The sequence below is a fragment of the Litorivita sp. NS0012-18 genome (assembly GCF_040371945.1).
GTDB lineage: Bacteria > Pseudomonadota > Alphaproteobacteria > Rhodobacterales > Rhodobacteraceae > Litorivita.
On record NZ_BAABWS010000002.1, the window covers coordinates 437,485 to 462,802 of the forward strand.

General features: G+C 62.5%; 24 protein-coding genes. 20 read left to right on the top strand and 4 right to left on the bottom strand.

The genetic code is table 11. The annotated features are described in order from the left end of the window. Positions 1 to 65 precede the first annotated feature (65 nt). Positions 66 to 683 carry an inner membrane-spanning protein YciB gene (locus ABWV64_RS11785; protein ID WP_353345424.1) on the top strand — a complete coding sequence of 206 codons (618 nt, stop codon included), beginning with the start codon at positions 66 to 68 and terminating at the stop codon, positions 681 to 683. Positions 684 to 771: 88 nt separating this feature from the next. Here the strand turns inward: ABWV64_RS11785 and ABWV64_RS11790 are convergent, their stop codons facing one another. Together ABWV64_RS11790 and ABWV64_RS11795 are read right to left on the bottom strand one after the other, a co-directional pair. After that, entirely contained in the window at positions 772 to 1,476 is a 705-nt protein-coding gene (locus tag ABWV64_RS11790) for a glutathione S-transferase N-terminal domain-containing protein (RefSeq protein WP_353345426.1), read from the bottom strand. Positions 1,477 to 1,671: 195 nt separating this feature from the next. Then, on the bottom strand, positions 1,672 to 2,664 hold the full coding sequence (locus ABWV64_RS11795) for a DUF726 domain-containing protein (RefSeq protein WP_353345428.1): 993 nt from the start codon (positions 2,662 to 2,664) through the stop codon (positions 1,672 to 1,674). A 388-nt stretch (positions 2,665 to 3,052) separates the two neighbouring features. On the opposite strand from ABWV64_RS11795, the gene ABWV64_RS11800 reads away from it, so the two are divergent. The 7 genes from ABWV64_RS11800 (at position 3,053) to ureC (ending at position 9,665) form a co-directional block, all read left to right on the top strand. Beyond that, positions 3,053 to 4,249, top strand: coding sequence for a trans-sulfuration enzyme family protein (locus ABWV64_RS11800; protein WP_353345430.1), 1,197 nt, complete (start codon positions 3,053 to 3,055; stop codon positions 4,247 to 4,249). Positions 4,250 to 4,455: 206 nt separating this feature from the next. After that, positions 4,456 to 5,571, top strand: a complete 1,116-nt coding sequence (folE2, locus tag ABWV64_RS11805) for a GTP cyclohydrolase FolE2 (protein ID WP_353345949.1) — start codon at positions 4,456 to 4,458, stop codon at positions 5,569 to 5,571. 198 nt (positions 5,572 to 5,769) lie between these two features. Beyond that, positions 5,770 to 6,591: an urease accessory protein UreD gene (locus tag ABWV64_RS11810; protein WP_353345432.1), complete on the top strand. Its 822-nt coding sequence runs from the start codon at positions 5,770 to 5,772 to the stop codon at positions 6,589 to 6,591. Positions 6,592 to 6,595: 4 nt separating this feature from the next. Then, the gene (locus tag ABWV64_RS11815; protein WP_353345434.1) at positions 6,596 to 6,898 is read left to right on the top strand and encodes an urease subunit gamma; all 303 of its coding nucleotides are present in this window, start codon (positions 6,596 to 6,598) and stop codon (positions 6,896 to 6,898) included. Between the two features lie 160 nt (positions 6,899 to 7,058). Further along, positions 7,059 to 7,364, top strand: coding sequence for an urease subunit beta (locus ABWV64_RS11820; protein WP_353345436.1), 306 nt, complete (start codon positions 7,059 to 7,061; stop codon positions 7,362 to 7,364). A 103-nt stretch (positions 7,365 to 7,467) separates the two neighbouring features. After that, positions 7,468 to 7,797 carry an antifreeze protein gene (locus ABWV64_RS11825; RefSeq protein WP_353345438.1) on the top strand — a complete coding sequence of 110 codons (330 nt, stop codon included), beginning with the start codon at positions 7,468 to 7,470 and terminating at the stop codon, positions 7,795 to 7,797. A gap of 158 nt (positions 7,798 to 7,955) precedes the next feature. Next, on the top strand, positions 7,956 to 9,665 hold the full coding sequence (gene ureC / locus ABWV64_RS11830; RefSeq protein WP_353345440.1) for an urease subunit alpha: 1,710 nt from the start codon (positions 7,956 to 7,958) through the stop codon (positions 9,663 to 9,665). Positions 9,666 to 9,742: 77 nt separating this feature from the next. Here the strand turns inward: ureC and ABWV64_RS11835 are convergent, their stop codons facing one another. Continuing rightward, positions 9,743 to 10,354 carry a VPLPA-CTERM sorting domain-containing protein gene (locus ABWV64_RS11835; RefSeq protein WP_353345442.1) on the bottom strand — a complete coding sequence of 204 codons (612 nt, stop codon included), beginning with the start codon at positions 10,352 to 10,354 and terminating at the stop codon, positions 9,743 to 9,745. Between the two features lie 304 nt (positions 10,355 to 10,658). Between ABWV64_RS11835 and ABWV64_RS11840 the strand changes: the two genes are divergently transcribed. The 7 genes from ABWV64_RS11840 to ABWV64_RS11870 all read left to right on the top strand — a co-directional run bounded on the left by ABWV64_RS11840 (position 10,659) and on the right by ABWV64_RS11870 (position 15,571). Further along, positions 10,659 to 10,886 (top strand): hypothetical protein, encoded by a 228-nt coding sequence (locus ABWV64_RS11840; RefSeq protein WP_353345444.1) that lies wholly within the window; start codon positions 10,659 to 10,661, stop codon positions 10,884 to 10,886. Positions 10,887 to 11,140: 254 nt separating this feature from the next. After that, positions 11,141 to 11,821 carry an urease accessory protein UreE gene (locus ABWV64_RS11845; RefSeq protein WP_353345446.1) on the top strand — a complete coding sequence of 227 codons (681 nt, stop codon included), beginning with the start codon at positions 11,141 to 11,143 and terminating at the stop codon, positions 11,819 to 11,821. Beyond that, complete coding sequence (locus ABWV64_RS11850) at positions 11,814 to 12,479, top strand: urease accessory protein UreF (protein ID WP_353345448.1); 666 nt, start codon at positions 11,814 to 11,816, stop codon at positions 12,477 to 12,479. The genes ABWV64_RS11845 and ABWV64_RS11850 overlap by 8 nt, the downstream gene beginning before the upstream one ends. Further along, on the top strand, positions 12,476 to 12,907 hold the full coding sequence (locus ABWV64_RS11855; RefSeq protein ID WP_353345450.1) for a DUF3995 domain-containing protein: 432 nt from the start codon (positions 12,476 to 12,478) through the stop codon (positions 12,905 to 12,907). The genes ABWV64_RS11850 and ABWV64_RS11855 overlap by 4 nt, the downstream gene beginning before the upstream one ends. 73 nt (positions 12,908 to 12,980) lie before the next feature. Next, a complete protein-coding gene (ureG, locus tag ABWV64_RS11860) occupies positions 12,981 to 13,640 on the top strand; it encodes an urease accessory protein UreG (RefSeq protein ID WP_353345452.1) in 660 nt (219 codons plus the stop codon). A 41-nt stretch (positions 13,641 to 13,681) separates the two neighbouring features. Then, the gene (locus ABWV64_RS11865) at positions 13,682 to 15,130 is read left to right on the top strand and encodes a TrkH family potassium uptake protein (protein WP_353345454.1); all 1,449 of its coding nucleotides are present in this window, start codon (positions 13,682 to 13,684) and stop codon (positions 15,128 to 15,130) included. Between the two features lie 81 nt (positions 15,131 to 15,211). After that, the gene (locus ABWV64_RS11870; protein WP_353345456.1) at positions 15,212 to 15,571 is read left to right on the top strand and encodes a hypothetical protein; all 360 of its coding nucleotides are present in this window, start codon (positions 15,212 to 15,214) and stop codon (positions 15,569 to 15,571) included. Positions 15,572 to 15,738: 167 nt separating this feature from the next. Here the strand turns inward: ABWV64_RS11870 and ABWV64_RS11875 are convergent, their stop codons facing one another. Continuing rightward, positions 15,739 to 17,514, bottom strand: coding sequence for a trypsin-like peptidase domain-containing protein (locus ABWV64_RS11875; RefSeq protein WP_353345458.1), 1,776 nt, complete (start codon positions 17,512 to 17,514; stop codon positions 15,739 to 15,741). Between the two features lie 371 nt (positions 17,515 to 17,885). On the opposite strand from ABWV64_RS11875, the gene ABWV64_RS11880 reads away from it, so the two are divergent. The 5 genes from ABWV64_RS11880 to ABWV64_RS11900 all read left to right on the top strand — a co-directional run bounded on the left by ABWV64_RS11880 (position 17,886) and on the right by ABWV64_RS11900 (position 25,292). Further along, positions 17,886 to 18,827, top strand: a complete 942-nt coding sequence (locus tag ABWV64_RS11880; RefSeq protein ID WP_353345460.1) for a glycine--tRNA ligase subunit alpha — start codon at positions 17,886 to 17,888, stop codon at positions 18,825 to 18,827. Positions 18,828 to 18,830: 3 nt separating this feature from the next. Continuing rightward, a complete protein-coding gene (locus ABWV64_RS11885; protein ID WP_353345462.1) occupies positions 18,831 to 19,358 on the top strand; it encodes a DUF6446 family protein in 528 nt (175 codons plus the stop codon). After that, positions 19,358 to 21,610, top strand: a complete 2,253-nt coding sequence (gene glyS, locus ABWV64_RS11890) for a glycine--tRNA ligase subunit beta (RefSeq protein WP_353345464.1) — start codon at positions 19,358 to 19,360, stop codon at positions 21,608 to 21,610. Before ABWV64_RS11885 ends, glyS begins: the two co-directional genes overlap by 1 nt. A gap of 276 nt (positions 21,611 to 21,886) precedes the next feature. Then, positions 21,887 to 24,433: a putative PEP-binding protein gene (locus tag ABWV64_RS11895; RefSeq protein ID WP_353345951.1), complete on the top strand. Its 2,547-nt coding sequence runs from the start codon at positions 21,887 to 21,889 to the stop codon at positions 24,431 to 24,433. A 187-nt stretch (positions 24,434 to 24,620) separates the two neighbouring features. Then, entirely contained in the window at positions 24,621 to 25,292 is a 672-nt protein-coding gene (locus ABWV64_RS11900; RefSeq protein WP_353345466.1) for a cell wall hydrolase, read from the top strand. Positions 25,293 to 25,318: the final 26 nt, after the last annotated feature.

Genomic DNA, 25,318 nt, shown 5'->3' on the forward strand with positions numbered 1-25,318 from the left:
GGCCAAGACACGCAGGCCAAAATACGCAGGCCAAGGCCATACGGCCAAAAACAAGGAAGCCACAGATGACAGATCCGCGCCCGATCAACCCGATGCTCAAAATGGTGCTGGAAATCGGGCCGGTGGCCTTGTTCTTTATCGCCTTTTTGCGGCTCAAGGAGCGCAGCTTTACCATCGCGGGCACCGAATACGAGGGCTTTATCATCGCCACGGCGATCTTCATTCCGGTGATCCTTGTGACCACGGCGATCTTGTGGAAACTGACCGGAAAACTGTCGAAGATGCAGGTGTTTACCGCCGTTCTGGTCACCGTGATGGGCGGGCTGACGGTGTGGCTCAATGACGACCGGTTTTTCAAGATGAAGCCGACGATGATCTATCTGCTCTTTGGCATCTTGCTCGGATTCGGCCTGCTGCGCGGGCAAAGTTATCTGCGCATGGTGCTCGAAGAGGTGATGCCGCTCGAACATGAGGGCTGGATGATCTTGACGCGCCGCTTCACCGCGTTTTTCTTTGGCCTTGCCGTCGCCAATGAGGTGATCTGGCGCAATTTCTCCGACGAGGTCTGGGTCTCGTTCAAAACCTTCGGCCTGCCGGTGGCGATGTTCGCATTTTTCATGTTCCAAAGCGGGTTGATGCGCCGCTATGGCATCGATGGCGAGGACGAGGGCGACCAAAGCTAAGCACGCAAGCGCGCCGCGCCAAACTAAAAGGCCGCCCTCTCGCGGGGGCGGCCTTTGGTGTCTCCGAAGATGTCGCCTAAGCGCGCGCCTATCCCTTTTGACCGAACAGAACCTTTTGCGCGTCCTTGTTCTCTTGCAGGTTCGCGCGCCGATCCGCCGCCACGGCTTTGCCCTTGATCACCGCCTCGCGCGCGCCGACCGTATCGAGCCAGCGTTGCAGATGCGGCTTGTCGGAAATATCTTGTTGCTGGCCTTCCCAAAGGCAGGCCCAAGGCCAGATCGCCATATCGGCGATGGAGTAAAAATCCCCCGCTACAAATTCGTTTTGCGCCAGACGCGTATCGAGCACCTTGTGCAAACGGCCCACCTCGTTGCGATAGCGGTCCTTGGCATAGGGCAGGTCGTTGGGCGGCTCCATCGAGGGCGCATATTTGAGGAAGTGATGCGCCTGACCGGCCATCGGGCCAAGCCCGCCCATCTGCCACATCAACCATTCCTCGACCGCCACGCGCTCGCGCTCGTTGCTGCCGCCAAAACGCCCCGTCTTGCGCGCCAGATATTGCAAGATCGCCCCGCTTTCAAAAATCGAGATCGGCGCCCCGTCCGGCCCGTCCGGATCAATGATCGCAGGCATGCGGTTGTTGGGCGCGATCTTGAGGAAATCGGGGGCAAATTGTTCGCCCGCACCGATGTTGATCAGGTGCAGCTTATAGGGCAGCCCCATCTCCTCCAAGGCAATCGAGATTTTCCACCCGTTCGGCGTGGGCCAGTAATATAGATCAATATCGCTCATGGCGCGTCTCCCTGTTTCGCCCCTACCATGCGCCGCGCGGCGCAGATGTCAAACACCCGCGCCCTGCGCCCGTGCAGAGTGACCTGTGCAGATCGGCCGATGCGGAGTGACCTAGGCGGATTGGCCTGTCTGGATCAGTCCCACGCGGATCGGTCCCACGCGGGGTAGCCTGTGCAATGACACGCGCGCCGCGCCTTAGGCAAGCGCCCGCCGCGCGCCCGCCGTGCCCGCCGTGCCATGCGCGGGCATCGGGCTGCGCGATGCGGGCGCGCCATCTGATCCCAAGGCCCGCAACACCGCGATGGGCAAGGCTTCGGGCCGCTCGATTAAGGCGCGATAGAGCGGCCAAACCCCCTCGCGCAGATAGATCGACCAATGGCATATCCGCCGCTGCGGCGCGGTAATGGCAAATCCCATCTGCGCCAGTTGCGCCAGAACATCCGCCCGCCCGAGGCACAGATGCACCATATTGGGCGCAAGCTGCGCCGCCTCGCGCAGACCCAACCCCATCGGCACATCGCGCGGCTCGGGCGCGGGCAGGCCCCAGCGCAAAAGATGGTCGAACACGCCGTTCTCGGCGCTGGTGATATGCAAAATCTCCGCCCTGCGCCCGCAAGCCGTGCCCGCCGCGCGCCGCGCCGCGCCGGTAAACTCCGCCGCCGAGAGGGCCAGAACACGGGTCAGATCATGCGCCTCAAGATCCTCCATCGCCGCAAAGGCCACCCGCGCGCCCAACGAATGGGTCACGATATGCACGGGCCGGCGCGGCGCCGCGCGGCGCACGATGCGCACCGCCTCGGCCAGATCACGCCCCGCCGTGGCCGCCCGCCCGTAAACATCGCGCAGCCGCCCGCGCGCGGACCAACCAAAGGCCACGCAAAGCGGCGCGGCCCCCGTCTCCAGCGCACCCAGTTGGCGCGGCCAGCTTTGCGCCTTCCAACAGGGGTGATCGGTGCGGGTGCCGAAAATATGATCATGCGGGCAATGGCGCGGCGCGTCGGGGTCGAATTTATAGCCATGCACCATGAAGATCACCGGCGCGGGGCGCGGCCTGTGCGCCGCTTCGCCCGCGACCGCCCCCGAGGCCACCCCCGCCGCTGCCATTCGGCTCAGGGCGGCAGGCGCGCTTTGGGCGCTGCCGTGCAGGCCGACCCCGCCGCCAAGGCTGTTGATACGCAACAGGCTCATGCCATGCTCCCACCATATCTTGTGGCTGTTCTGTCTCACATGCATATGACGCCAAAATGAAACCGCGGTTACAGAACCGTGACGCCCCACTGCGCAGATTGTTAACCGCTCGGGGCGCGGCGGGAGCGGCGGCACGGGCGGCGGCACGGATGGCGGCACGGGCAGAAGCGCCGCAGGCGCTCGGTGCAGATTGACGCAGCGCCAAAACCCTCCTATGAGAGGCACATCGCGGCGATTTGTTACCGGATTGCGGGCCGCGGGAGGGCATCGACCCTTCAAAACGCCGCTAAAGAGGTCAGCCAGAGGACACCCCTTTCGCCTGACCCGCGTGAGGGGTTTTTTTGTGGGCCGCCCCCAAAAACAAGGGCCCGCCGGAACGGAGAGCGTCATGGTCGACAAGACACAGCAGAACACATGGAAAAACCGCACCAAATTGGTGCATGGCGGCACCCGCCGCTCGCAATATAACGAGGTCAGCGAAAGCGTTTTCCTCACCCAAGGCTTTGTCTACGAGACCGCCGCCGCCGCCGAGGCGCGCTTTGTCGAGATCGGCGAGGATGAATTCATCTATGCCCGCTATGGCAACCCGACCATGCGCATGTTCGAAGAACGGATCAGCGGCTATCTGGGCTTTGCGGACGGTTTTGCCTGTGCCTCGGGCATGGCGGCGGTCAATGGCACGCTGATGGCGCTGCTCAAGGCGGGGGATCGGGTCGTCGCCTCGCGCGCGCTTTTTGGCTCCTGCCTCTATGTGCTCGAAGAGATTCTGGCCCGTTTCGGGGTCACCATTGTTTTGGTCGATGGCACCGATAATGCCGCATGGAGCGCGGCAATCACCGATGATACGACATTGGTCTTCCTTGAGGCGATCTCCAACCCGACACTGGAAGTCATTGATTTGAAACATGTTTGCGATGTCGCCCATGCGCATGGCGCCTTGGTTCTGGTCGATGATGCCATGGCCACGCCGGTGTTTTCCTATGCGCGCGCCTGCGGCGCCGATATCTCGATCGTCTCGACCACCAAACATGTGGACGGGCAGGGGCGGATGCTGGGCGGGGTGATTTGCGGCCCGCGCGAGATCATTCGCGGCCCCATCGAGGCCTATATGAAACATACCGGCGGGGCGATGAACCCGTTCACCGCATGGACGCACCTCAAGGCGCTTGAGACGCTGGAATTGCGCGTGCGTGCACAGGCCAATGCGACGCTTGCCGTCGCCGAGGCGCTGTCGGGCCATCCCAAATTGACCGCCGTGCGCTACCCGACCCATAAGGACCACCCGCAACAGGCGCTGGCCTTGGCGCAGGGCGAGGCGGGCGGCACGGTGATGACCATGGAGGTCAAGGGAGGCAAAGAGGCCTGTTTCCGCTTCCTCGATGCGTTGAAAATCATCATTATTTCCAACAATTTCGCCGATGCGAAATCCATCGCCACCCATCCGGCGACGACCACGCACCAGCGTCTGCCGCAAGAGCAAAAAGACACGCTGGGCATCACCGACGGGCTGGTGCGCCTGTCGATCGGGCTTGAGGATGTGGATGATCTGATCGCCGATCTGGTGCAGGCGCTTGATCAGGCTTGATCCGCTAAGGTGCTGATAAAACATGGCAAACGCCCGCAGCCCTGATGGGGTCTGCGGGCGTTTTGCATGAGGTTTGACCGGTTAGAGCGCAAAAACGAGTGATCCAACCGCGATTTCCCCCCGTATTTGTCGCAAGTGAATGGAAATTTCCGGCGCGACCCCTTACATATAGGGCACAGCGACGGGACCAAGAGGGGGCCTGAGTGATGAATATCTACGTGCCGAACCCATCTGCGCAGGCCGAGGAGCGCCGCGACGCGCGCCAAGCCGCCGCGCGTGCCTTGGTGCAAAACCTGCGCGAGATTGCCGAAGAGGCGCCCGCCGAAGAGCGCGCTGCGCTTTTGGCCGAACTGGCGGCGGCCCTACCGCAGCAGCAAGGCGCCTATCCGGCGTTTTCGCGCGACTACCCGCAAGATTTCACCGCCGATGCGGCCTATCGCGCCACCTTGCCCGATTTGCAAAACGGCCCCTCCAGTTTGATCCGTGGCGCAGCGCGGCAAATCCAGCATGTGGGCATCTCCAATTTCCGCCTGCCGATTGCCTTTCGGATGCGCGACGGCGGCGAGCAGCGGCTGGAGACCTCGGTCACCGGCACCGTCAGCCTCGAAGCCGAGAAAAAGGGCATCAACATGTCCCGGATCATCCGCTCGTTTTACAAGCACGCCGAAAAAACCTTTAGTTTCGAGGTGATAGAGGCGGCCTTGGATGATTACAAAACCGATCTGGACAGCTTTGATGCGCGGATCATGATGCGCCTGTCCTATCCGGTCAAAGTGCCCTCGCTGCGCTCCGGCCTTGAGGGCTACCAATATTACGACATCGCGCTCGAATTGGTCGAGGCCGCAGGGCAGCGGCGCAAATTCATCCATCTTGATTATGTCTATAGCTCGACCTGCCCCTGCTCTTTGGAGCTGTCCGAACATGCGCGCGCCACGCGCGGTCAATTGGCCACGCCCCATTCGCAGCGCTCGGTCGCGCGGATTTCGGTCGAGGTGGAGCAGGGCGAATGCCTGTGGTTCGAAGACCTGATCGACCGCGCCCGCGCCGCCGTGCCGACCGAGACCCAAGTCATGGTCAAACGCGAGGACGAGCAGGCCTTTGCCGAGCTGAACGCCGCCAATCCGATCTTTGTCGAGGATGCGGTGCGGCTGTTTTGCGAGCAGCTACAGGCCGACCCGCGCATCGGCGATTTTCGCGTCATCGCCAGCCACCAAGAATCGCTGCACTCCCATGATGCGGTTTCGATCCTGTGCGAGGGGCCGACCTTTGCCGCCTCAAGCCACGATCCACGGCTTTTTTCCAGCCTTTATCACACCGGATAAGGCGCAAAATCGGGCATATTGCGAAAATTTTAGGCAATTGAAAAACATCTCGCAACCCCAAGGCCCCCTAGGGGGCCTTCGCCCTTTCATTGGCGCGCCCTGCACCGCAAACTACCCCCAACGCACCCCGACATAAAACAGGGGGCAACGGGGGATCGTGCCATAACCGCGCATTCGCAGATATCACAGGCCCGTCCGGTGACGGGGCCAAAGCCGCCGCGCCAGCCGCGCGCCGTGGGGCACGCGATTTTGCGCAGCAAACTGGCGCGCGGCGCAGCGCGTATCGACGATCTGCGCACCTCGGGCGCGCTCAAACTGCTGTTCCCGCGGAGCCGAAGCTCGCAGATGCTGCAAGCGGTGTTTCTCAACACGGCGGGCGGGGTGACGGGGGGCGACCGGCTGTGCATCGAGGCCGCGGCAGGCGCGGGCAGCCATCTGCAATTGACCTCGCAGGCCGCCGAGCGGCTCTACCGCGCCCAAGAGGGCGAGACCGGCACGCTCGATGTGCATCTGCGCGTGGAGCAGGGCGCGCGGCTTGATTGGTTGCCGCAAGAAACCATCATGTTCGACGCCGCCCGCACCCGCCGCCATTTCGAGGTCGATCTGGCCCCTGACGCGCGGTTCTTGGCAGTGGAGCCTTTGGCCTTGGGCCGTCTGGCCATGGGCGAGCGCGTCAAAACCGGCCTCTTGCATGACCGCTGGCGGCTGCGCCAAGAGGGGCGGTTGATCTTTGCCGACAACCTGTGCCTTGAGGGTGATATCGCCGCGCATTGCGCCCATCCGGCGCTTTTGGCGGGCCATCTGGCCACGGCGGCGCTGCTCTATGTCGGCCCCGATGCCGAGGGGCACCTCGCCCCCCTGCGCGACGCGCTTGGCCCGCTTGGCGGCGCCTCGATGCTGCGCGAGAACGTGCTTTTCGCGCGGCTTCTCGCCCCCGATGCCTTTGACCTTCGCCGACCGCTTTTGCCCGCCCTGCGCGGGCTTTGCGGCACTGACCTGCCCCGAACATGGATGCTGTGACCCGATGCAATTGACCCCCCGCGAAAAAGACAAACTGCTGATTTCCATGGCCGCGATTGTGGCCCGTGGCCGCCTTGCGCGCGGCGTCAAGCTCAACCACCCCGAGGCCATCGCCATCATCACCGATTTCGTCGTCGAGGGCGCGCGCGACGGCCGCTCGGTGGGGGATTTGATGCAGGCGGGCGCGCAGGTCATCAAGGCCGCCGATTGCATGGAGGGCATCGCCGAGATGATCCACGAAGTCCAAGTCGAAGCGACCTTTCCCGACGGCACCAAATTGGTGACGGTGCATAATCCGATCCGTTAATGTGACACCTGAAGAGGAGATTGAAAGTGGCTGAAATCATGAAGAAACTCCTAACATCCCTGCGCGGCGCAATGCATCTGCATCCGTCGCACCACCGCGCTCCGATCTATTTGGAGACCTGCTGTAAACGAGACGCCGCAAGGCGCGGAAAGGCCAAAAAATGATCCCAGGAGAAGTGATGCCCGCGCAGGGCGAGATCACCCTCAATGCGCAGGCCGAGGCGATCACCATGATGGTCGCCAATACCGGCGATCGCCCCGTGCAGATCGGCAGCCATTACCATTTCGCCGAGGCCAATAGCGCGCTCGATTTCGACCGCGACGGCGCGCGCGGCATGCGGCTTGATATTGCGGCGGGCACCGCCGTGCGCTTTGAACCCGGACAGCGGCGCGAGGTGCAATTGATCCCCGTTGGCGGGCTGCGCCGGATTTACGGATTTAACCAAGCCGTGATGGGCCCGCTTTAGCGCCCCGTCGCAGTCCCTGCCGCAGTCCCCGACTCCTTCACGCCGCCCTCGACCCTCAGACCCAGACCCCCCGATGCCAGTGCCCCAGTTAGGACCAAATATCATGAAACCCCTCCCGATCTTCTCTCCCGCGCCGATGATGGATGTGTTGCGCCTGTCGATGCAGGCCACCGCTCTGGCCGCCGAGGCGCAAAGCGTGATCGCCATGCGCATGATGGGGATGGCCGGATTTTGGTCCGTCACCCCGCATGAGAAAACCCGCATGATGAACGAGAAAACCGACGCCTTTACCGAGGCCGGATTTGCCGTTGCCCATGCGGCGATGCGCGGGGCGCGCGCCGACCAGATCGTTGATGCGGGGATCCAACCCCTGCGCCGCAAAACCAAATCCAACGTCAAAAGATTGACCAAACGCGGACCGAAGTTGCCGTGAAACCCTGCGCTTTCGGGCCGCGGGGTGCGGGCCGCGCGCCGCACCGACGCAATACCGACGCAATACCGACGTGATACCGACCCGCGTTTTTGACCCAGATGACGCCCGATAGATGACAGACAGACGACCGATATGACCGACCCCAAGGAGCCCGCCCGATGCCCGTAAAAATCTCTCGCCCCGACTATGCCGCCATGTATGGCCCCACCGTGGGCGACCGGCTGCGGCTGGCCGATACGGACCTGATCATCGAGGTGGAGGCGGACCTGACCACCTATGGCGAAGAGGTGAAATTCGGCGGCGGCAAGGTGATCCGCGACGGCATGGGTCAATCGCAAGCCACCCGCGCCGAAGGGGCCGTCGATACCGTGATTACCAATGCGTTGGTCGTTGATTATAAAGGGATTTTCAAGGCCGACATCGGGCTGCGCGACGGGCGGATTTGCGCCATCGGCAAGGCGGGTAATCCCGATACGCAAGACGGCGTCGATATCATTGTCGGCCCCTCGACCGAGGCGATTGCAGGCGAGGGCAAGATCCTTACCGCAGGCGGGTTTGACAGCCATATCCACTTTATCTGCCCCCAGCAGATCGAAGACGCACTACATTCTGGGGTGACGACAATGCTTGGCGGCGGCACCGGACCGGCCCACGGCACCTTGGCCACCACCTGCACCCCCGGTCCGTGGCATATCGAGCGGATGCTGCAGGCCATGGACGCGGTTCCTGTCAATATCGGCCTGTCGGGCAAGGGCAACGCCAGCCAGCCCGCCGCCCTTGTCGAGATGGTCAAAGCGGGGGCCTCCTCGCTCAAGCTGCACGAGGATTGGGGCACCACGCCAGGCGCGATTGATTGCTGCCTCTCGGTCGCGGATGACATGGATGTGCAGGTGATGATCCACACCGATACGCTCAATGAAAGCGGCTTTGTCGAGAACACCGTGGCGGCGATCAAGGGCCGCACCATCCACGCCTTCCACACCGAAGGCGCGGGCGGCGGGCATGCCCCCGACATCATCAAAATATGCGGTGATGCCAATGTGTTACCCTCATCCACCAACCCCACGCGGCCCTTTACGGTGAACACGGTGGATGAGCATCTGGACATGTTGATGGTCTGTCACCACCTCGACAAATCCATCCCCGAAGACGTCGCTTTTGCCGAAAGCCGCATCCGCCGCGAGACCATCGCCGCGGAGGATATCCTGCACGATATGGGTGCGTTTTCGATCATCGCCTCGGACAGCCAAGCCATGGGCCGCGTCGGCGAGGTGTTGATCCGCACATGGCAAACCGCCGATAAAATGCGCAAACAACGCGGCCGTTTGCCCGAAGAAAGTGGCGAGAACGACAATTTCCGCGTGCGCCGCTACATCGCCAAATATACCATCAATCCGGCCATCGCTCATGGGCTGAGCCATGATATTGGCTCGATCGACGTGGGCAAACGCGCCGATCTGGTGCTGTGGTCGCCCGCGTTTTTCGGGGTCAAACCGGATATGGTGCTGGTCGGCGGTATGATCGCCTGCGCGCAGATGGGCGATCCGAACGCCTCTATCCCGACGCCGCAGCCGGTCTATTCGCGCCCGATGTTCGGCACGATGGGGCGGGCGGTCGAACGCTCGGCGGTGCTGTTTGTGTCCGAGGCCGCGGTCGCCGACGGGGTGCGCGAAAAATACGGATTGGCCAAGCAGGTCATGGCGGTGAAAGGCACCCGAAACATCGGCAAAGCCGACCTCAAGCTCAACGACGCCTTGCCGCAGATCGAGGTGAACCCCGAGACCTATGAGGTGCGCGCCGATGGCGAATTGCTCACCTGCGAGCCGGCGCAAACCCTGCCCATGGCGCAGCGGTATTTCATGTTCTAACGCGCCCGCCTTGATATGGCGGCAGATAGGCAAAAGGCCCGGTGTTTTCCGGGCCTTTAGTCTTTTTTGTCAAAGGATTACGCGGCGCGCGCTTTGCGTTTGCGCGCCAATGCCCCGCCGCCGATCAAGCCGCTGAGCAATAGCAACCCGCCCGCAGGCAGCGGCACCGCAGGGGCCATATCGTCATAGGTATAGGTCAGATTGTCGAGCATCCATGTCGCCCCTGTTCCCGCTTGCGAGAACACGGCGCTTTTGATGCCTGTCGCGCTGAGCCCGAGGAAGGTTTCGCCGGTCACACTGGCCGTGCCAAGCAAGGTGCCGGTGCCGCCGACGCCGTCGAAAATCTCCAGCATGAGGCCGTCACCAAGGCTGCCGAAGTCGACCAGCGCGCCGATCTGCGACGCAACGCCGATGAAATCGAAGGTCAGCGAAAGCTCGAAGCCAGTTCCGAGCGGGCCGGCCGAGGTGTTGTAGATGCCCAAAGGCTCGCCCGCCACGACGGGGCCGGATGCGCTGGCGATCATCGCCTCGCCACTGCCTTCGGCGCTGACGGTCAAACCGTCCAATTGCGTGGTGATTGTATCGCCGGAGCTAAAGCCTTCGAAGGTTTCGGTCACCGTCATGGTTGCCGCCGAAGAGGCGCCCGCCAATGCGATCAGCCCTGCGGCCAAAGTATATTTAAGTGTCATAATCAGTATCCCCCTGATTTGTGGTTTTAAAAAATGAGTTCTTGGTAAGCCAGATAGGGAAAGTATGAATTGGCAGCCTTCCCCAAGGTAATCTACGCGGTTGTTGATGGCAGAGTCCAGTAAAATAAGGGGTTTCCTTTGGGTTTCCGGCTTTGTGTTCTCGGGCTGCGGCCTTTGTGACGGTTTTGCTGCGATGCAGAAACTGCATGGCGGCAATTCCGAACGGGCAGTGGTAAGGTCGTCATTGCTGACCTATCTTGAGGGGCAAGGGAGACATGAACTCCAAACCGAAAGAGGTTTCCAAATGGCCACTCACAGCACGAACATCGCCTATCCCACCCGCAGCCTGAGCGCGCGCGCAAATGCGTTCTTCGCCGCATTGGGGCGCGGCATGGAGCGCTATATCGAGCGTAAGTCCCGCGCAGGGCAAATCCAGCAGCTCGAAGCAAAATCCGATGCGGAATTGGCCGCGATGGGTTTGAAACGCGAGCAGATCGCGCTGCATGTGTTTCGCGATCTCTACTATATCTAAATCTAATCCGGTCCCTCGGTGATCCCTCGATGGTGCGCATATTTTGGCGCATCGTCGAGGCTGGCCGCAGGCCGCGATCCATGACGATCAGGGCGGCCCTTTGGGGCGCGCCCTATTTTTTTGCCTGAATTTCAGGCGCTTTGCGCGATTTTGCGCCGTTTGGGGGCTTGCCCTCTGGTACCTTGGTGTGGCTGCGGCCAATATGGCGGCAATGAGGGCCATGCCCTTGGCCATGCAAGAGGGAAGCCGCGCCTATGAGCGAGCCGCGCGCCACACAGATCGAACGCGCCGCACAGAGTGCACAGGGTGCAGAGGCTGCGCCGGATGCGGTTTTCGCGGACCGGATTGCGCTGAGCTATGAGGCGCGTTTTTTGCGGCGCAAGCGGCTGGTCGCGCAAGGCGGCATCGGGTTCTTGGTCGATCTGCCCAAGGCCGAAAGTCTGGACGCGGGCGACGCCTTTGTTCTGGCCGACGGGCGGCGCATCTTGATCGAGGCCGAACCCGAAGCCTTGATCGCGGTGCGCGGTGATGTTTTGCGCATGGCATGGCATATCGGTAACCGCCATACGCCTTGCCAGATCGAGGGCGATTGCCTTTATATTCAAGAGGATAAAGTCTTGGCGGACATGCTGCGCGGGCTGGGGGCGAGGCTTGCGGCTGTCACCGCGCCGTTCACGCCCGAAGGCGGCGCCTACGGGATGGGGCGCACCCATGCCCATGCCCACGGCCATACGCATTTTGGCGCCGATGGCACGCCCCAAGGCGGCACCGCGCATAAGGATTTGGCCGTTCCGGAGGGCGCAGCGCATGAGCACGCGCATGGGCATAGCCACACGCACGGTCACGCGCATGCGCAGTCCCACGACCACAGCCACGCGCACCCCCACCCCCATGACCATTCCCACGACCACCCACATGACCACAGCCATGACTGACCCCGCGCCGATCAAAACCGATGCCGAGGCGGCGCAGGTTTTGCACCAATGGTTCTCGCCCGCCTTTCCGGTCGGCGGTTTTGCCTATTCGCACGGGCTGGAGACCGCGATAGCGCAGGGGCAGATCGCCTCGGCGCAAGATTTGCGCCTCTGGCTTGACGGACTTCTCGCGCATGGGGCAGGGCGGATGGATGCGGTGCTGATGGCCCATGCGTGGCGCGCGGATGCGCAGCAGACGGCGGCGCTGGCCGATCTGGCCTCGGCGCTTTGCCCCTCGGCCGAGCGGCGTTTGGAGACAGAGGCGCAGGGCGAGGCTTTTGCCCGCACGGTGTCGGCGCTTTACGGGTTGGATCTGCCCGCCATGCCCTATCCGGTGGCCTTGGGCCGCGCCGCGCGCCTGATCGGGCTGCCTTTGGCGCCGCTTTTGCAATTGGCGCTGCAGGGCTTTGCCGCCAATCTGGTCTCGGCGGCGGCGCGTTTGGTGCCATTGGGCCAAACCGAAGGGCAGGAGGCCCTCACCGCGCTTTTGCCGCTCTGTGCGCGCCTTGCGACGGAGGCCGAAACCGCCGATCTCGACGAGGTTGGCAGCATCGCTCTGGCCGGTGACATCGCCTCGATGCGCCATGAGGTGCAAAGCGTGAGGTTGTTTCGCTCATGAGCGCTCTGGCCGATGTGATCAGCGTGATCTTGGTCGCGATTGCCGCGCTGCACGGGGCTTGGGCGCTGCGCATCTGGTGGCCGCTGCGCGACGAGACAGATTTGGCGCGCGCCGCCGTGGGCACCCGCGACATCACCAAAATGCCAAGCCCTGCGGCCTGTTGGGCGGTGGTTCTGGTGCTGCTGGCGGGCGCGCTTTGGTTGCAATTGCCGCGAGATGCGGGCGGGCTGCGCGGGGCTTTGGTGCCTGCGGGGCTTGGCGTGATGACGCTGGCGTTTTTGGCGCGCGGGGTTGCGGCCTATGTGCCTGCCCTGCGCCGCCTTGGCCCCGAAGAGCCCTTTGCCACGCTCGACCGGCGCTATTACGCCCCGCTGTGCCTCGCGCTGGCCGCGGGCACGGCGGCGGTGCTCTTGTCGGGGGCGCCGTGATGCGCCCCGATCCGTTTCGAGACGGCTTTGCCCGGATGACCCTTCCCCCACGATCCAGACCAAAGGTGGCCCCATGAGCGATACGTCCAGTAAATCCCCGAATGGCCCGCTGCGCGTGGGCCTTGGCGGCCCTGTGGGCGCAGGCAAAACCACGCTGACCGCCGCGCTGTGCCGCGCTTTGTCGGGCAAGCTGTCGATGGCGGTGGTGACCAATGATATCTACACCCGCGAGGATGCCGATGCTTTGGTGCGCATGCAGGTCCTGCCCTCCGAGCGCATCATGGGGGTGGAAACCGGCGGCTGTCCGCATACGGCGATCCGCGAGGATGCCTCGATCAATCTTGCGGCCATTGCGCGGCTCAACGAGCGGTTTGGCGATCTCGATCTGGTGCTGGTGGAATCGGGCGGTGACAACCTTTCCGCGACGTTTTCGCCCGAACTGGTCGATCTGACCATCTATGTGATCGACGTGGCCGCAGGCGAGGAAATCCCGCGCAAGGGCGGGCCCGCGATCACCAAATCCGACATTCTGGTGATCAACAAAACCGATCTTGCGCCCTATGTGGGGGCCGATCTGGCGGTGATGGAGCGCGACGCAAAAGCGCAACGCGGCCCGCGGCCCTTCGTCTTTACCAACCTCAAAACCGGCGCGGGACTGACGCAGGTTCTGGCGCTGATCGCCCAGATCGGCGGCTTGGAGATTGCACCCGATCCTGCGGCAATCGAAGCGTGAGCGCTTGACAGTTTGCGCGCGCCGCGCCAACCCTCGCCCCCATGTTTGATCTGCGCCCCGTTGGATATGTAATCGGCCTTTTGGTGGCAGCCCTCGGGCTTACCATGTTCTTGCCGATGCTGGTCGATATTGCCGAAGGGCGCGGCCATTGGCCCGCTTTTGCGGCCTCTGCTCTGCTGAGCATGACGGTGGGCGGTTTGGTCGCCCTGTCGTGCCGCAACGGGCTGCGCGAGGGGCTGTCGATCCAGCAAACCTTTTTGCTCACCACCGGCGTGTGGTTGATGTTGCCGATTTTTGGCGCGCTGCCGTTCATTTTGGGCGAGACCGATGCGCGCTGGGTCGATGCGTTTTTCGAGGCCATGTCGGGGATGACGACCACCGGATCGACGGTGTTTTCCGGCCTTGATGATATGCCCAAGGGCATATTGCTGTGGCGCGGGATATTGCAATGGCTGGGCGGGGTCGGGATCATTGTGGTCGCCATGGTGTTCCTGCCCGAGTTGCGCGTCGGCGGGATGCAAATTTTTCGCTCCGAAGCCTTTGACACCATGGGCAAAATTTTGCCGCGCGCCTCGGCCATCGCCTCGCAGATCTCGGTGATCTATGTCGGACTGACCTTGGCCTGCGCGGCCTCCTATATCGTTTTGGGGATGAATGCCTTTGACGCCACGGTGCATGCGCTCACCACCGTGTCCACCGGCGGGTTTTCCAATTACGACGCCTCTTTTGGCACGTTTTCCGGCCCCGCCGAATATGTCGCCTCTTTCTTCATGATCCTCGCCGCGCTGCCCTTTGTGCGCTATGTGCAAATGCTCAACGGCCATAGCACGGCGCTCTTTGGCGATGCGCAGGTGCGCGGGTTCTTGATGGTGATCGGCGTGCTTGTTGTCATAACCACCGCCGTGTTGACCACGATCTTTCCGCATCATTGGGAGCAAAGCTTTCGCGAGGCGCTGTTCAATATCACCTCGATCATTTCGGGCACCGGATATGCCAGTGTGGACTATATGAATTGGGGCGGTTTTTTAATCGCGATCTTCTTCTTCATCGGCCTTGTCGGCGGCTGTGCGGGGTCGACGGCCTGCTCGGTGAAAATCTTTCGCTACCAGATTTTGATCGCCTCGGTGAAATCGCAAATCCGCCGTATCCATTCGCCCCACGGGGTGTTTACGCCGCGCTATGACGGGCGGGTGATCGACGAGGATGTGCTCAATTCGGTGATGTCGTTTTTCGTATTTTTCGTCGTGTCGGTCGGGGTTTTGGCCGTGGCCTTGGGGCTGACCGGATTGGATTTCACCACTTCCGTGTCGGGCGCGGCGACGGCGCTGGCCAATATCGGGCCGGGTTTGGGCGATAAGATCGGTCCCGCGGGCAATTTCGCGGGTCTCAATGACACGGCGAAATGGCTCTTGGCGGCGGGGATGTTGATCGGGCGGCTGGAGCTGATGGCGGTTTATGCGATCTTGACGGTGAATTTCTGGCGCGCCTAGGCGCGGCAATGTGCCCTTAGGTCAATGCGCCAAGCTGTGTTTGAGTGGCAGTGCCCTCCGCCCCCTGCCCATAGGTGCCCCATGATCCGCTATGCCGCCACTGCTTTTGCCGCCTTCACCGCGTTGTTGCACAGCCTCGTGGGGACCTATGACACCTTGCTTCCCTTGCTGGAGGCCGATCTTGATCCAGCGCTGCGCGGCACGTTTCATGCCTGTTGGCATTTCATCAGCCTGTTCTTGCTGTTCTCGGCCTATGCGTTCTGGCGGCGCCGCGCCAGCACGCGCGATCTGGCGGCGCTATGGATCGGTTTTGCGGTGGTGTTTTTCGGCGTCGGGCTATGGCAGGGCGGCCTGTCCGGCCTGATGGTGGTGCCGCAATGGATCTTGCTCGCGCCTGCGGGCGTTCTGGCATGGCTGAGCGCGCGCGGCGCGGCGCGGTGATTTAACGGCTGATCCAACGCAAAAGGCCCCCGAAAAAGCGGGGGCCTTTGGTGTATGTAGCCTGTTGGGGCGGGCCTCTAGGTCTTTGCCAGAGGTTTTACGAGACGGCTTGGGGCTCCGCCCGTTCGCACCTTAAAACCTCCCCCAGAGGTTTTACGAGACGGTGCTCACTCCCAGCAGCTGACCAGAACGGTCATGGAACTGGCGCTGGCGGTCAGGTCCACAGGGTCGAGCGTGCCCAAAGCATCGGTCGTCTCGGCATTGATCCCCTCGCGTTGCAGCAAAGCCAGAACCGCGCTGCCATCGGCGACAAAGCTCACCCCGTCGGGCAGCTTTTGCGCGCCGTTTGTGGCGGGCAAAAGCATCCCCAGCACCGCGCCGCCCGCGTCGAACACCGGACCGCCCGCATCCCCAGGCATGGCGTTGAGCGCAAGGCGTTTGAGGCCCGTTTCGCCGCGCAAACCGCGGATATCGGCCAAGGTGCCATAGGTCAGGGTCGGCCCGTTGAGCACCCCCTCAAAGCTGTAGCCCGAAACTGCCACATCCGATTGCAGCCGCGGCACGGCGCGTTGGAAACGGGCGGTGGACATCGGTGCCAAAGGCTCTTGCGGGCGCAAGATCGCGATACCGTTTTCGGCGTCGGATGCGATCACCGTCGCGTCGATATCGTCATCAAGCGTGATCCGCCCGCATTGCGCGACCGCCTCGGCGGTGGTGACCACCGTGCCTTTTGCATCGATATAAAACCCCGAGCGGGCCAGTTTGGGTTTGCGGATTTCCAGACCGGAGAGCAAATCAATGCTCTGCGCGCCATTATCGCCCGCCGCCGGATCAAGCGCCGCGCCAAAGGTGGAAAAGCTCGCCTGCATCTCGCTCAGCACGCGGCGGCGGCGTTCCTCGTCGCCCGCAGGCCAGACCAGCGTGAAGCCCTTGACCTGACCCGCGCGCAAATAGGCTTCGGTATGCGAGACGATATGCCCGTCCTCGCCGATCAGCACAAAGCTGTCGTTCTTGCGCTCGCGCGGCCCCGAAGGCGGCACGATCTCGAGCGTTTGCATGATATCGTAAAGCCCCCACAGCGTGGCCTGATCGCCCTCTTGCGAGATGGTCAGAACCTGCACATCCAGATCGCCCTTGGCAGTGTAATGGCCAAAGGGCGGCTCGTAGCGGTCGAAATCCACCACGCCCATCGGCAGGGCCATTTCGATGCCCGCGCCCTCGTCGCGCACCATGCGCAGGCCCATGCCATCAAGGATGGCGTTATATTGTTTGAGCAATGTCGCGCGTTGCAGCGTGGTCATCACGCCGGTGACCTCGAACCCGTTGGCCTCTTGCCATGCAGCCATAGAGGCGCGGGTGCCGCGGCCAAAGGCGCCGTCGATGCCGCTGTCATAATAGCCCGCCCATTTGAGCATGGATTGCAGGTCCATTCGCGCCGCGCGGTCCAGATCGCGCTCGCCGCGCAGGGCTTCGGCTTTGGTCTCGTCGGGGGCGGGGGGCTGGGGCGCGGCGGCCGGTTGCTCGGTGGATGCGTTGGCCGTGGCGGCTTGTGCGGCCGGCTCGGTCACGGCGGCGGCCTGGGCCGTTTGATCGGCCGTTTCATCGGCGGGAGCCGAATCGTTGCGCGGCGGATTGCTCAGGAAATCCGTGCCCACGGGCCAGAACTGTTGGCGGAAGGAATTGGTAAAGGTGATAAAACTGTCGCGCGGGATCTGCCCCTCGCGGCGATACACGCGCAACACCTGCGCCGCATCATCGCGCGTGTAGGGCCCGAGCACGATGGCATACCACCCTTGGCCCAAGGAAAACCCGTTCACATCGGCCAAACGGCCCGCATAGCCGCGGATCGCTTCTTGGGCGTCGTTGAGGCTGGGCTGCGCTTCGATTTGCACCCATGCGATATCGTCGCTTTGCGATTGCGCGCTTTGCGCGGTGGCGGTCATGGGCGCAAATGGGCCCGTCATCAGCAGCGTGAGCACCACAGCCGCAGGTTTAAAGGAATTACTGAAAAATTGCCGGATCATCTTGCCCTGTCGCCCTTGTTAAACGTGTTTTTGGTCTTGCTTCGGGTTTCATAACAAATCTGACGCAGAGCGCATCCAAATAATGCGTGAGCACGCAATTGACCCCGCCCGCTGGGGGCCGTAGTTAGGACGCGCGATTTAAGGCAGAGCGCGGCATAAACCGCGCGCCATACGCATCCGACAACCGGCAAAGCGCGCCGCCCGCAAAGTTGCGGCCCCGCCCGCGCCTTTGCCCCCGCAAGACGCCCCCGCACGGCAACGCGCGGACCAGATGATCAGGGACCGAAGATATGGCAGCCAGCAGTGATAAACCCCGCAGCTTTCAGGAAATTATCCTGCGCCTTCAAGCCTATTGGGCCGCGCGCGGATGCGCCGTGATGCAACCTTATGACATGGAAGTCGGGGCGGGCACCTTCCATCCGGCCACCACATTGCGCAGCCTCGGGTCGCGCCCTTGGGCCGCCGCCTATGTGCAACCCTCGCGCCGTCCCACCGACGGGCGCTATGGCGAGAACCCGAACCGGATGCAGCATTATTACCAATACCAAGTGGTGATCAAACCCAGCCCGCCCGATTTGCAGGCGCTCTATCTGGGCAGCCTCGAAGCCATCGGCATCGATATGGATCTGCACGACATCCGCTTTGTCGAGGACGATTGGGAAAGCCCGACCTTGGGCGCATGGGGGCTTGGCTGGGAGGTCTGGTGCGACGGCATGGAAGTGTCGCAATTCACCTACTTCCAACAGGTCGGCGGCCATGATTGCCATCCGGTCTCGGGCGAATTGACCTACGGTCTCGAGCGTCTGGCGATGTATGTTTTGGGCGTCGATCACGTTATGGACATGCCCTATAACGACCCGCAATCGCCCACGCCTTTGACCTATGGCGATGTGTTTCGCCAGACCGAAGCCGAATACAGCCGCTGGAACTTCGACGTCGCCAATACCGAAGTTCTCTTGCGCCACTTCGAAGAGGCCGAGGCCGAATGCCGCGCGATTTTGGAGCAGCCCGCCGAGGACCCCAAAACCGGCAAACGCATCATCATGGCCCATCCCGCCTATGATCAATGCATCAAGGCCAGCCATATTTTCAACCTGCTCGACGCGCGCGGCGTGATCTCGGTGACCGAGCGCCAAGGCTATATCGGACGCGTGCGCACATTGGCCAAAGCCTGCGCTGATGCCTTTGTGCAAACCGAAGCGGGCGGCTTTGCCGCGCAGCAGGACGCATAACCCATGGGCAAGTTTCTAGCAGGTCTCATCGTGATTACAGCACTCGCCGCAGGCGCCGCCGTCTATTACCTTCAAGTCTACGCCTATTACGACGAGGTCACGGCCAGCGGCACCGAGGATGTGGTGATGACCTCGCTGACCTCCGGCGCGCCCGAACCGATCCTCTATGACGGTTTCGAAGCCATCGACAGCGACAGCTCGCCGATCCGCTACCGCGCCTGTTTCTCGACCCCGCTCAGCCAAGCCATGCTCACCGAGACCTATGAAGTCTATGAGAGCGCCGAACCCAATATCGGCCCGCCGTGGTTCACATGTTTCGACGCCAAGGAAATCGGCAAATCGATCGAGGATGGCGAAGCGATTGCCTTTTTGGGCACCGCCAATATCCATTACGGCGTCGACCGCGTGATCGCGGTTCTGCCCGATGGCCGCGGTTTCGCGTGGCACCAGATCAACCATTGCGGCGAGGCGGTGTTCAACGGCAAAGCCGCACCCACAGATTGCCCCCCTGCACCTGAAAGTTACCAATAATGCCCGATCTTCTGATTGAACTCTTCAGTGAAGAAATTCCCGCGCGCATGCAGGCCCGCGCCGCCGAGGACCTGCGCAAGAAAGTCACCGACGGTTTGGTCGAGGCGGGGCTGACCTATGCCCATGCGGGCGCGTTTTCCACGCCGCGCCGCCTGACTTTGGCCGTCGAGGGCCTCTTGGCCAAAAGCCCCGACACGCGCGAAGAGCGCAAAGGCCCGCGCGTCGATGCGCCCGAAAAGGCGATCGAGGGTTTCTTGCGCGGCGCAGGTGTCACGCGCGAGGATCTCGAAGAGCGCGAGGAGAAAAAGGGCAAGGTCTTCTATGCGGTGATCGCCAAAAAAGGCCGCCCCGCCGCCGAGATCATCGCCGAGGTTCTAGGCGATACGATCCGTAATTTCCCATGGCCGAAATCCATGCGCTGGGGCGCGGGCAGCCTCAAATGGGTGCGTCCGCTGCATTCGATCCTGTGCATCTTGACCGACGAGACAGGGGCCGAGGTCGTGCCCTTCGAGATTGACGGCATCACCGCCTCCAACACCACCGAAGGCCACCGCTTTATGTCCAAGGGGCGCTTTACCGTGACCTCCTTTGACGATTACGCCGCGCGGCTCAAACGCGCCCATGTGATCCTCGACCCCGCCGAGCGGGCCGAACATATCTGGCACGAGGCCACCAATCAGGCCTTCGCAAGCGGGCTGGAGGTTGTCGAGGACAAGGGCCTTTTGGCCGAAGTCGCCGGATTGGTCGAATGGCCGGTGGTCTTGATGGGCGAGATCGCCAATGATTTCCTTGGCCTGCCGCCCGAGGTGCTGCAAACCTCGATGAAAGAGCACCAGAAATTCTTTTCGGTGAAAAACCCCAAAACCGGACGTATTGAACGCTTCATCACCGTTGCCAACCGCGAAACCGCCGACAATGGCGCGACGGTTCTGGCGGGCAACCAGAAGGTTTTGTTCGCGCGCCTGTCGGATGCGAAATTCTTTTGGGAAAACGACCTGCGCGTGGCCCGTTCGGGCATGACAGCTTGGACCGAGCAACTCGCCAACGTCACCTTCCAAAACCAGTTGGGCAGCCAAGCCGACCGCATCGCGCGGATCCGTGCGCTGGCGGGCGAGATGGCGGCGGGCGTGGGCGCCGATCCGGCGCTGGCCATGCAGGCCGCCGAGGTCGCCAAGGCCGATCTTAGCTCTGAAATGGTCTATGAATTTCCCGAACTTCAAGGGCTTATGGGCCGCTACTACGCACAGGCCGCCGGTTTTCCGGACGCCGTGGCCGAGGCCTGCGAGCAGCATTACTCGCCCCTTGGTCCCTCCGATGACGTGCCCGAAGGCGCGGTGGCGCGCAGCGTCGCCTTGGCCGATAAGCTCGACACGTTGACAGGGTTCTGGGCGATTGACGAAAAGCCCACGGGCTCCAAAGACCCCTATGCCTTGCGCCGCGCGGCGCTCGGGGTCATTCGCATCATTTTGGCCGGTGATCTGCGCCTGAGCCTTGATCAATTCATCGACAGCCAGCTTCTCAAGCATAAGATCAACCTGAGCCGCGACGGGGCCAAGGACGCCGAAATCAAGGCGCTTGAGGATGTTCTCGACGAGATTGCCGACCACGGCGTTTTCGGTGCGGCCTTCCGCACCGTGATCGAGAAATTCGACGGCCATGACGATGCGCCCGAGACCGGCGAAGGCTCGCTCTTGGGCGATCTGGAAACCCGCGTGCCGGACCTTTCGGCGGATTTGCTGGCGTTTTTCCACGACCGGCTCAAGGTTTACCTGCGCGATCAGGGCCTGCGCCATGATGTGATCGATGCCTGCGTGGCGATGGCGGGCAGCGACGATCTGACGCTCTTGGTCAAACGCGCGCGCGCTTTGTCGGATGTTCTGGCCACCGATGATGGCGCGAACCTGCTGCAAGGCTTCAAGCGGGCCAATAATATCCTCACCCAAGCCGAGGAAAACGACGGCGTCAGCTATGAATACGGCGCGGACGTGAAATTTGCCGAAACCGATGCCGAACGCGATCTCTTTGCGGCGCTCGATACGGCGGGGGCTGCGATCTCTTCGGCCATCGAAGCCGAAGATTTCGCCTCCGCCATGCAAGGCATGGCCTCGCTGCGCGCCCCGATTGATGCGTTTTTCGAGGCCGTGCAGGTCAATTCCGACAATCAGATCGTGCGCCGCAACCGGCTCAATCTCTTGTCGCGCATTCGCACCATCTGCCTGTCGGCGGCGGACCTGACACGTATCGAAGGCTAATGCGCCGCGCACGGCCCGCGCATCCAAGCGCGCGCCTCAAACACGTGGCCATAGCATCGCGCCTCTTGCCGCTTGCGCGCCGCGCCCCTTGGGGCGTAGTGTGACGGCAATATGAAAGGTGCCGCAGTGCAGCAAGACCCCAAAGCCCCGACTTCATCTCCTGACGCCGCCCAAGCAGGCGATAGCACCCGCGCGCCTTTGGCGCAGATCGCGGCGCTTGAGGCGCATCCATTGGCGCAAAACCCCGATGTCACTTTGATCACCCCCACCGCGCCAATGTCGCCGCAAACCCACGGCGGGCGGGCGAAATGTCTGCAGCGGCTGATCCGGCTCGACATGCCGGTGCCGCGCACCGTGGCGCTGTCCTTTGCCGAGGTGCACCGGATCGCGGCGGGCAAAATGCCCAAGATGAAAAAGCTGCTCGAACCCTTTGGCGATGGCCCGCTTTTGTGTGTGCGCCCGTCTTCCGAAGGGGCCGATTGGGGCGGGCCGGGGGCAATTTTGAACATCGGCCTCAACGATGCGCGCTACACAGAGCTGAGCGAGCAGATCGGCAAAGAGGCGGCCTGCGAGCTTTACCGCCGGTTTGTGCAATCCTATGCGGTGGATGTGGCGCGGCTTGATCCCGATGATTTCGACGACATCACCGAGCCGGGCGAGGCGGGGCTTCACGCCATGCTGCGCGCCTATGAAGACGAGATGGAAGAGCCGTTTCCGCAAGACCCTGCGGTGCAATTGGCGGGGGTGTTGCGCTCTATGGCGCGGGCGTGGGAAGGCACCACAGCGCGGATTTTGCGCGAGGCCAAAGGCGCGCCGGTGGACGCCGGATTGGGGCTTGTGGTGCAAGAGCTTGCGCTGGGTCTGGGGCAGGGGGAATGCGGGTCGGGCGTGATCCAATTGGTCAATTCGCAAACCGGCCATCCACAAATCACCGGCCGCTACCTGCGCCAAAGCCAAGGCCGCGAAGCGCTTCAGCAAGGCGCCGAGGCGATCTTCCTTGAGCGCGATCCGCGCGGTCCCTCCTTGCAAGAGCTTGCGCCCGAGGCTTTTGACGAATTGATCGCCCATACGCAATTGATGCGCAAACGGCTGCGCGCCGAAATGCAGGCCGAATTTACGCTGGTCAACGGGCAGGTGCATATTCTTGACGGGGTGCGGGTCGCACGGTCGGGCCGCGCCGCTGTGCGCATCGCCGTCAGCCTTGCCGAAGACGGGATCATTCCGCGTGAAGAGGCGCTTTTGCGCATCGAGCCGCGCGCCTTGAACGAGCTTTTGCACCGGCAGGTCGATCCGGAGGCACCGCGCGATCGCATCGCCAAAGGCATTGCCGCCAGCCCTGGCGCGGCGACGGGTATTTTGGTGTTCTCCGCCGCCGAAGCCCAAGCCGCCGCCGCGCGCTCCGAGCCGTGTATCTTGGTGCGCCGCGAGACCTCGCCCGAGGATATCCGCGGGATGCATGCCGCGGTTGGCGTCTTGACCGAACGCGGCGGGATGACCTCGCACGCCGCCGTCATCGGGCGCGGCATCGGGTTGCCCTGCGTTGTGGGGGTGTCGAACCTGCGCTTCCAGACGCGGCAAAGATCCATCACCGCCGCCGACGGGCGGGTGTTTCGCGAAGGCGATATCCTGACCATCGACGGCACCAATGGCGAGGTTCTGGCCGGTGCGCCCGACCTGATGGAGGCCTCTTTGGACGAGGCCTTTCAAACGCTGATGGGATGGGCCGATACCCTGTGCGATATCGGCATCCGCGCCAATGCCGACACGCCTGCGGATGCGCAAACCGCGCGCAATTTTGCCGCCCAAGGCATCGGGCTTTGCCGCACCGAACATATGTTCTTCGAGGCCGACCGGCTGACCGTGATGCGCGAGATGATTTTTGCCGACGAGCCAAAAGACCGCCGCGCCGCGATTGACCGGCTGTTGCCGATGCAGCGCGCCGATTTCGCCGAATTGTTCCGCATCATGCAAGGCCAACCGGTTTGTATCCGCCTGTTTGATCCTCCCTTGCATGAATTCTTGCCCCATGACCGCGCGGGGCACCGCGAATTGGCCGAGGCGTTGGATCTGCCGCTGTCGGATGTGACGCGCCGCGTCGAGGCCTTGTCGGAATATAACCCGATGCTGGGCATGCGCGGCGTGCGCCTCGGGATCACCGTGCCGGAAATCTATGACATGCAGGCGCGCGCGATTTTCGAGGCCACCGTCGAGGCCAGCCGCGACGGCGCCGCCGTGGTGCCCGAGATCATGATCCCGCTGGTCTCGGCCAAACGCGAGGTCGAATTGGTCAAAACCCGCGTCGATGCCGTGGCCGCCGCCGTGCGCACCGAAACCGGCAGCAATTTCACCTATCGCCTCGGCGTGATGGTCGAAACGCCGCGCGCGGCGCTGCGGGCGGGCGAGATCGTGCAGCACGCCGCCTTCTTGAGCTTTGGCACCAATGATCTGACCCAAATGACCTATGGGCTGAGCCGCGACGACGCGGGCCGCTTCATGTCGCAATACGTCAATTTGGGCGTCTACCCCGAAGATCCGTTCCACACGCTCGACCAAGACGGGGTGGGCGAATTGCTCACCATCGGGGCCGAGCGCGGGCGCGCGGTGCGTTCGGATTTGACCGTTTCGATCTGTGGCGAACATGGCGGCAGCCCCGAATCAATCGCCTTTTGCCGCGCCGCCGGATTTGACTATGTGTCCTGTTCGCCCTTCCGCGTTCCCGTCGCACGGCTGGCGGCGGCGCAGTTGGCGGTGGCAGACAAGATCGGGTGGGTGGCAGGCTCCAGCCGCCCATATGCTGCGGTTCCAGCGCAATATTATTCGTAAACGGCGCAAGGTGCTGTTTGCAATTTAGCAGGTAAAACCCTGCCCAAGCCCCATGGCTGGACCTTTTGTGCCTTTTTCTGCTAGGAGAGGCGCAATTGTCCGTTTGTTAACTAAACCTAATCGTTTGGGGCCAGAAGAGACAGGTGACGATCCGAGGTCGAGCCAAAGAAGAGAAAGTGTTTGATCCATGATCGTATTTACATCGGCCCGCTTGGCCGCCCGCTCCATTTTGAAGACCGTCTTCGTTCCTGCCGCTCTTGCCGCAATTTTCGCGGCGGCCCTGACAGGTGCGCCCGCACAAGCAGACACCCCCGTGGACAAAATCCTTGACCAAGAGCGCCGCGGCCTTGGCGCGCTGACCGAAGATGCCATTCAAGGTCTGCTCGAACGTCCGGGGCTGCAGATCGATTATTCGCGCGAATGGCTCGCCAGTCAGCCGCGCGCCAAGGGCGGCGCGCAGTGGCGCTGCCTTGCCGAGGCGCTGTATTTCGAAGCGCGCGGCGAAAGCGTCAAAGGCCAGTTCGCGGTTGCCGAAGTGATCCTCAACCGCGTCGAAAGCACCCGTTACCCCGATACGATTTGCGCTGTGATCAACCAAGGCACTGGCCGCAAATATGCCTGCCAGTTCACCTATACATGTGATGGCAAGAAAGAGATCATCGCAGAGCCGCGCGCCTTTGAACGTGTGGGCAAGATCGCCAAACTCATGGTCAATGGCGCGCCGCGCGATTTGACCTCGGGGGCAACCCATTACCATACCAAAGCCGTCAGCCCGAAGTGGTCGCGCAAGTTTCCGCGCACCACCACCATCGGCGTGCATCATTTCTATAAACAGCCCACGCGCCTGTCGCAAAACTGATCGCGCAACGCGCGATGAGAGAAGGG

Excerpts from the sequence above, each read along its gene's own strand:
- ABWV64_RS11785 (WP_353345424.1), top strand. The coding sequence starts at position 66 with ATGACAGATCCGCGCCCGATCAACCCGATGCTCAAAATGGTGCTGGAA.
- ABWV64_RS11790 (WP_353345426.1), bottom strand. The coding sequence starts at position 1,476 with ATGAGCGATATTGATCTATATTACTGGCCCACGCCGAACGGGTGGAAA.
- ABWV64_RS11795 (WP_353345428.1), bottom strand. The coding sequence starts at position 2,664 with ATGAGCCTGTTGCGTATCAACAGCCTTGGCGGCGGGGTCGGCCTGCAC.
- ABWV64_RS11800 (WP_353345430.1), top strand. The coding sequence starts at position 3,053 with ATGGTCGACAAGACACAGCAGAACACATGGAAAAACCGCACCAAATTG.
- folE2 (WP_353345949.1), top strand. The coding sequence starts at position 4,456 with ATGAATATCTACGTGCCGAACCCATCTGCGCAGGCCGAGGAGCGCCGC.
- ABWV64_RS11815 (WP_353345434.1), top strand. The coding sequence starts at position 6,596 with ATGCAATTGACCCCCCGCGAAAAAGACAAACTGCTGATTTCCATGGCC.
- ABWV64_RS11820 (WP_353345436.1), top strand. The coding sequence starts at position 7,059 with ATGATCCCAGGAGAAGTGATGCCCGCGCAGGGCGAGATCACCCTCAAT.
- ABWV64_RS11825 (WP_353345438.1), top strand. The coding sequence starts at position 7,468 with ATGAAACCCCTCCCGATCTTCTCTCCCGCGCCGATGATGGATGTGTTG.
- ureC (WP_353345440.1), top strand. The coding sequence starts at position 7,956 with ATGCCCGTAAAAATCTCTCGCCCCGACTATGCCGCCATGTATGGCCCC.
- ABWV64_RS11835 (WP_353345442.1), bottom strand. The coding sequence starts at position 10,354 with ATGACACTTAAATATACTTTGGCCGCAGGGCTGATCGCATTGGCGGGC.
- ABWV64_RS11840 (WP_353345444.1), top strand. The coding sequence starts at position 10,659 with ATGGCCACTCACAGCACGAACATCGCCTATCCCACCCGCAGCCTGAGC.
- ABWV64_RS11845 (WP_353345446.1), top strand. The coding sequence starts at position 11,141 with ATGAGCGAGCCGCGCGCCACACAGATCGAACGCGCCGCACAGAGTGCA.
- ABWV64_RS11850 (WP_353345448.1), top strand. The coding sequence starts at position 11,814 with ATGACTGACCCCGCGCCGATCAAAACCGATGCCGAGGCGGCGCAGGTT.
- ABWV64_RS11855 (WP_353345450.1), top strand. The coding sequence starts at position 12,476 with ATGAGCGCTCTGGCCGATGTGATCAGCGTGATCTTGGTCGCGATTGCC.
- ureG (WP_353345452.1), top strand. The coding sequence starts at position 12,981 with ATGAGCGATACGTCCAGTAAATCCCCGAATGGCCCGCTGCGCGTGGGC.
- ABWV64_RS11865 (WP_353345454.1), top strand. The coding sequence starts at position 13,682 with ATGTTTGATCTGCGCCCCGTTGGATATGTAATCGGCCTTTTGGTGGCA.
- ABWV64_RS11870 (WP_353345456.1), top strand. The coding sequence starts at position 15,212 with ATGATCCGCTATGCCGCCACTGCTTTTGCCGCCTTCACCGCGTTGTTG.
- ABWV64_RS11875 (WP_353345458.1), bottom strand. The coding sequence starts at position 17,514 with ATGACCGCCACCGCGCAAAGCGCGCAATCGCAAAGCGACGATATCGCA.
- ABWV64_RS11880 (WP_353345460.1), top strand. The coding sequence starts at position 17,886 with ATGGCAGCCAGCAGTGATAAACCCCGCAGCTTTCAGGAAATTATCCTG.
- ABWV64_RS11885 (WP_353345462.1), top strand. The coding sequence starts at position 18,831 with ATGGGCAAGTTTCTAGCAGGTCTCATCGTGATTACAGCACTCGCCGCA.
- glyS (WP_353345464.1), top strand. The coding sequence starts at position 19,358 with ATGCCCGATCTTCTGATTGAACTCTTCAGTGAAGAAATTCCCGCGCGC.
- ABWV64_RS11895 (WP_353345951.1), top strand. The coding sequence starts at position 21,887 with ATGTCGCCGCAAACCCACGGCGGGCGGGCGAAATGTCTGCAGCGGCTG.
- ABWV64_RS11900 (WP_353345466.1), top strand. The coding sequence starts at position 24,621 with ATGATCGTATTTACATCGGCCCGCTTGGCCGCCCGCTCCATTTTGAAG.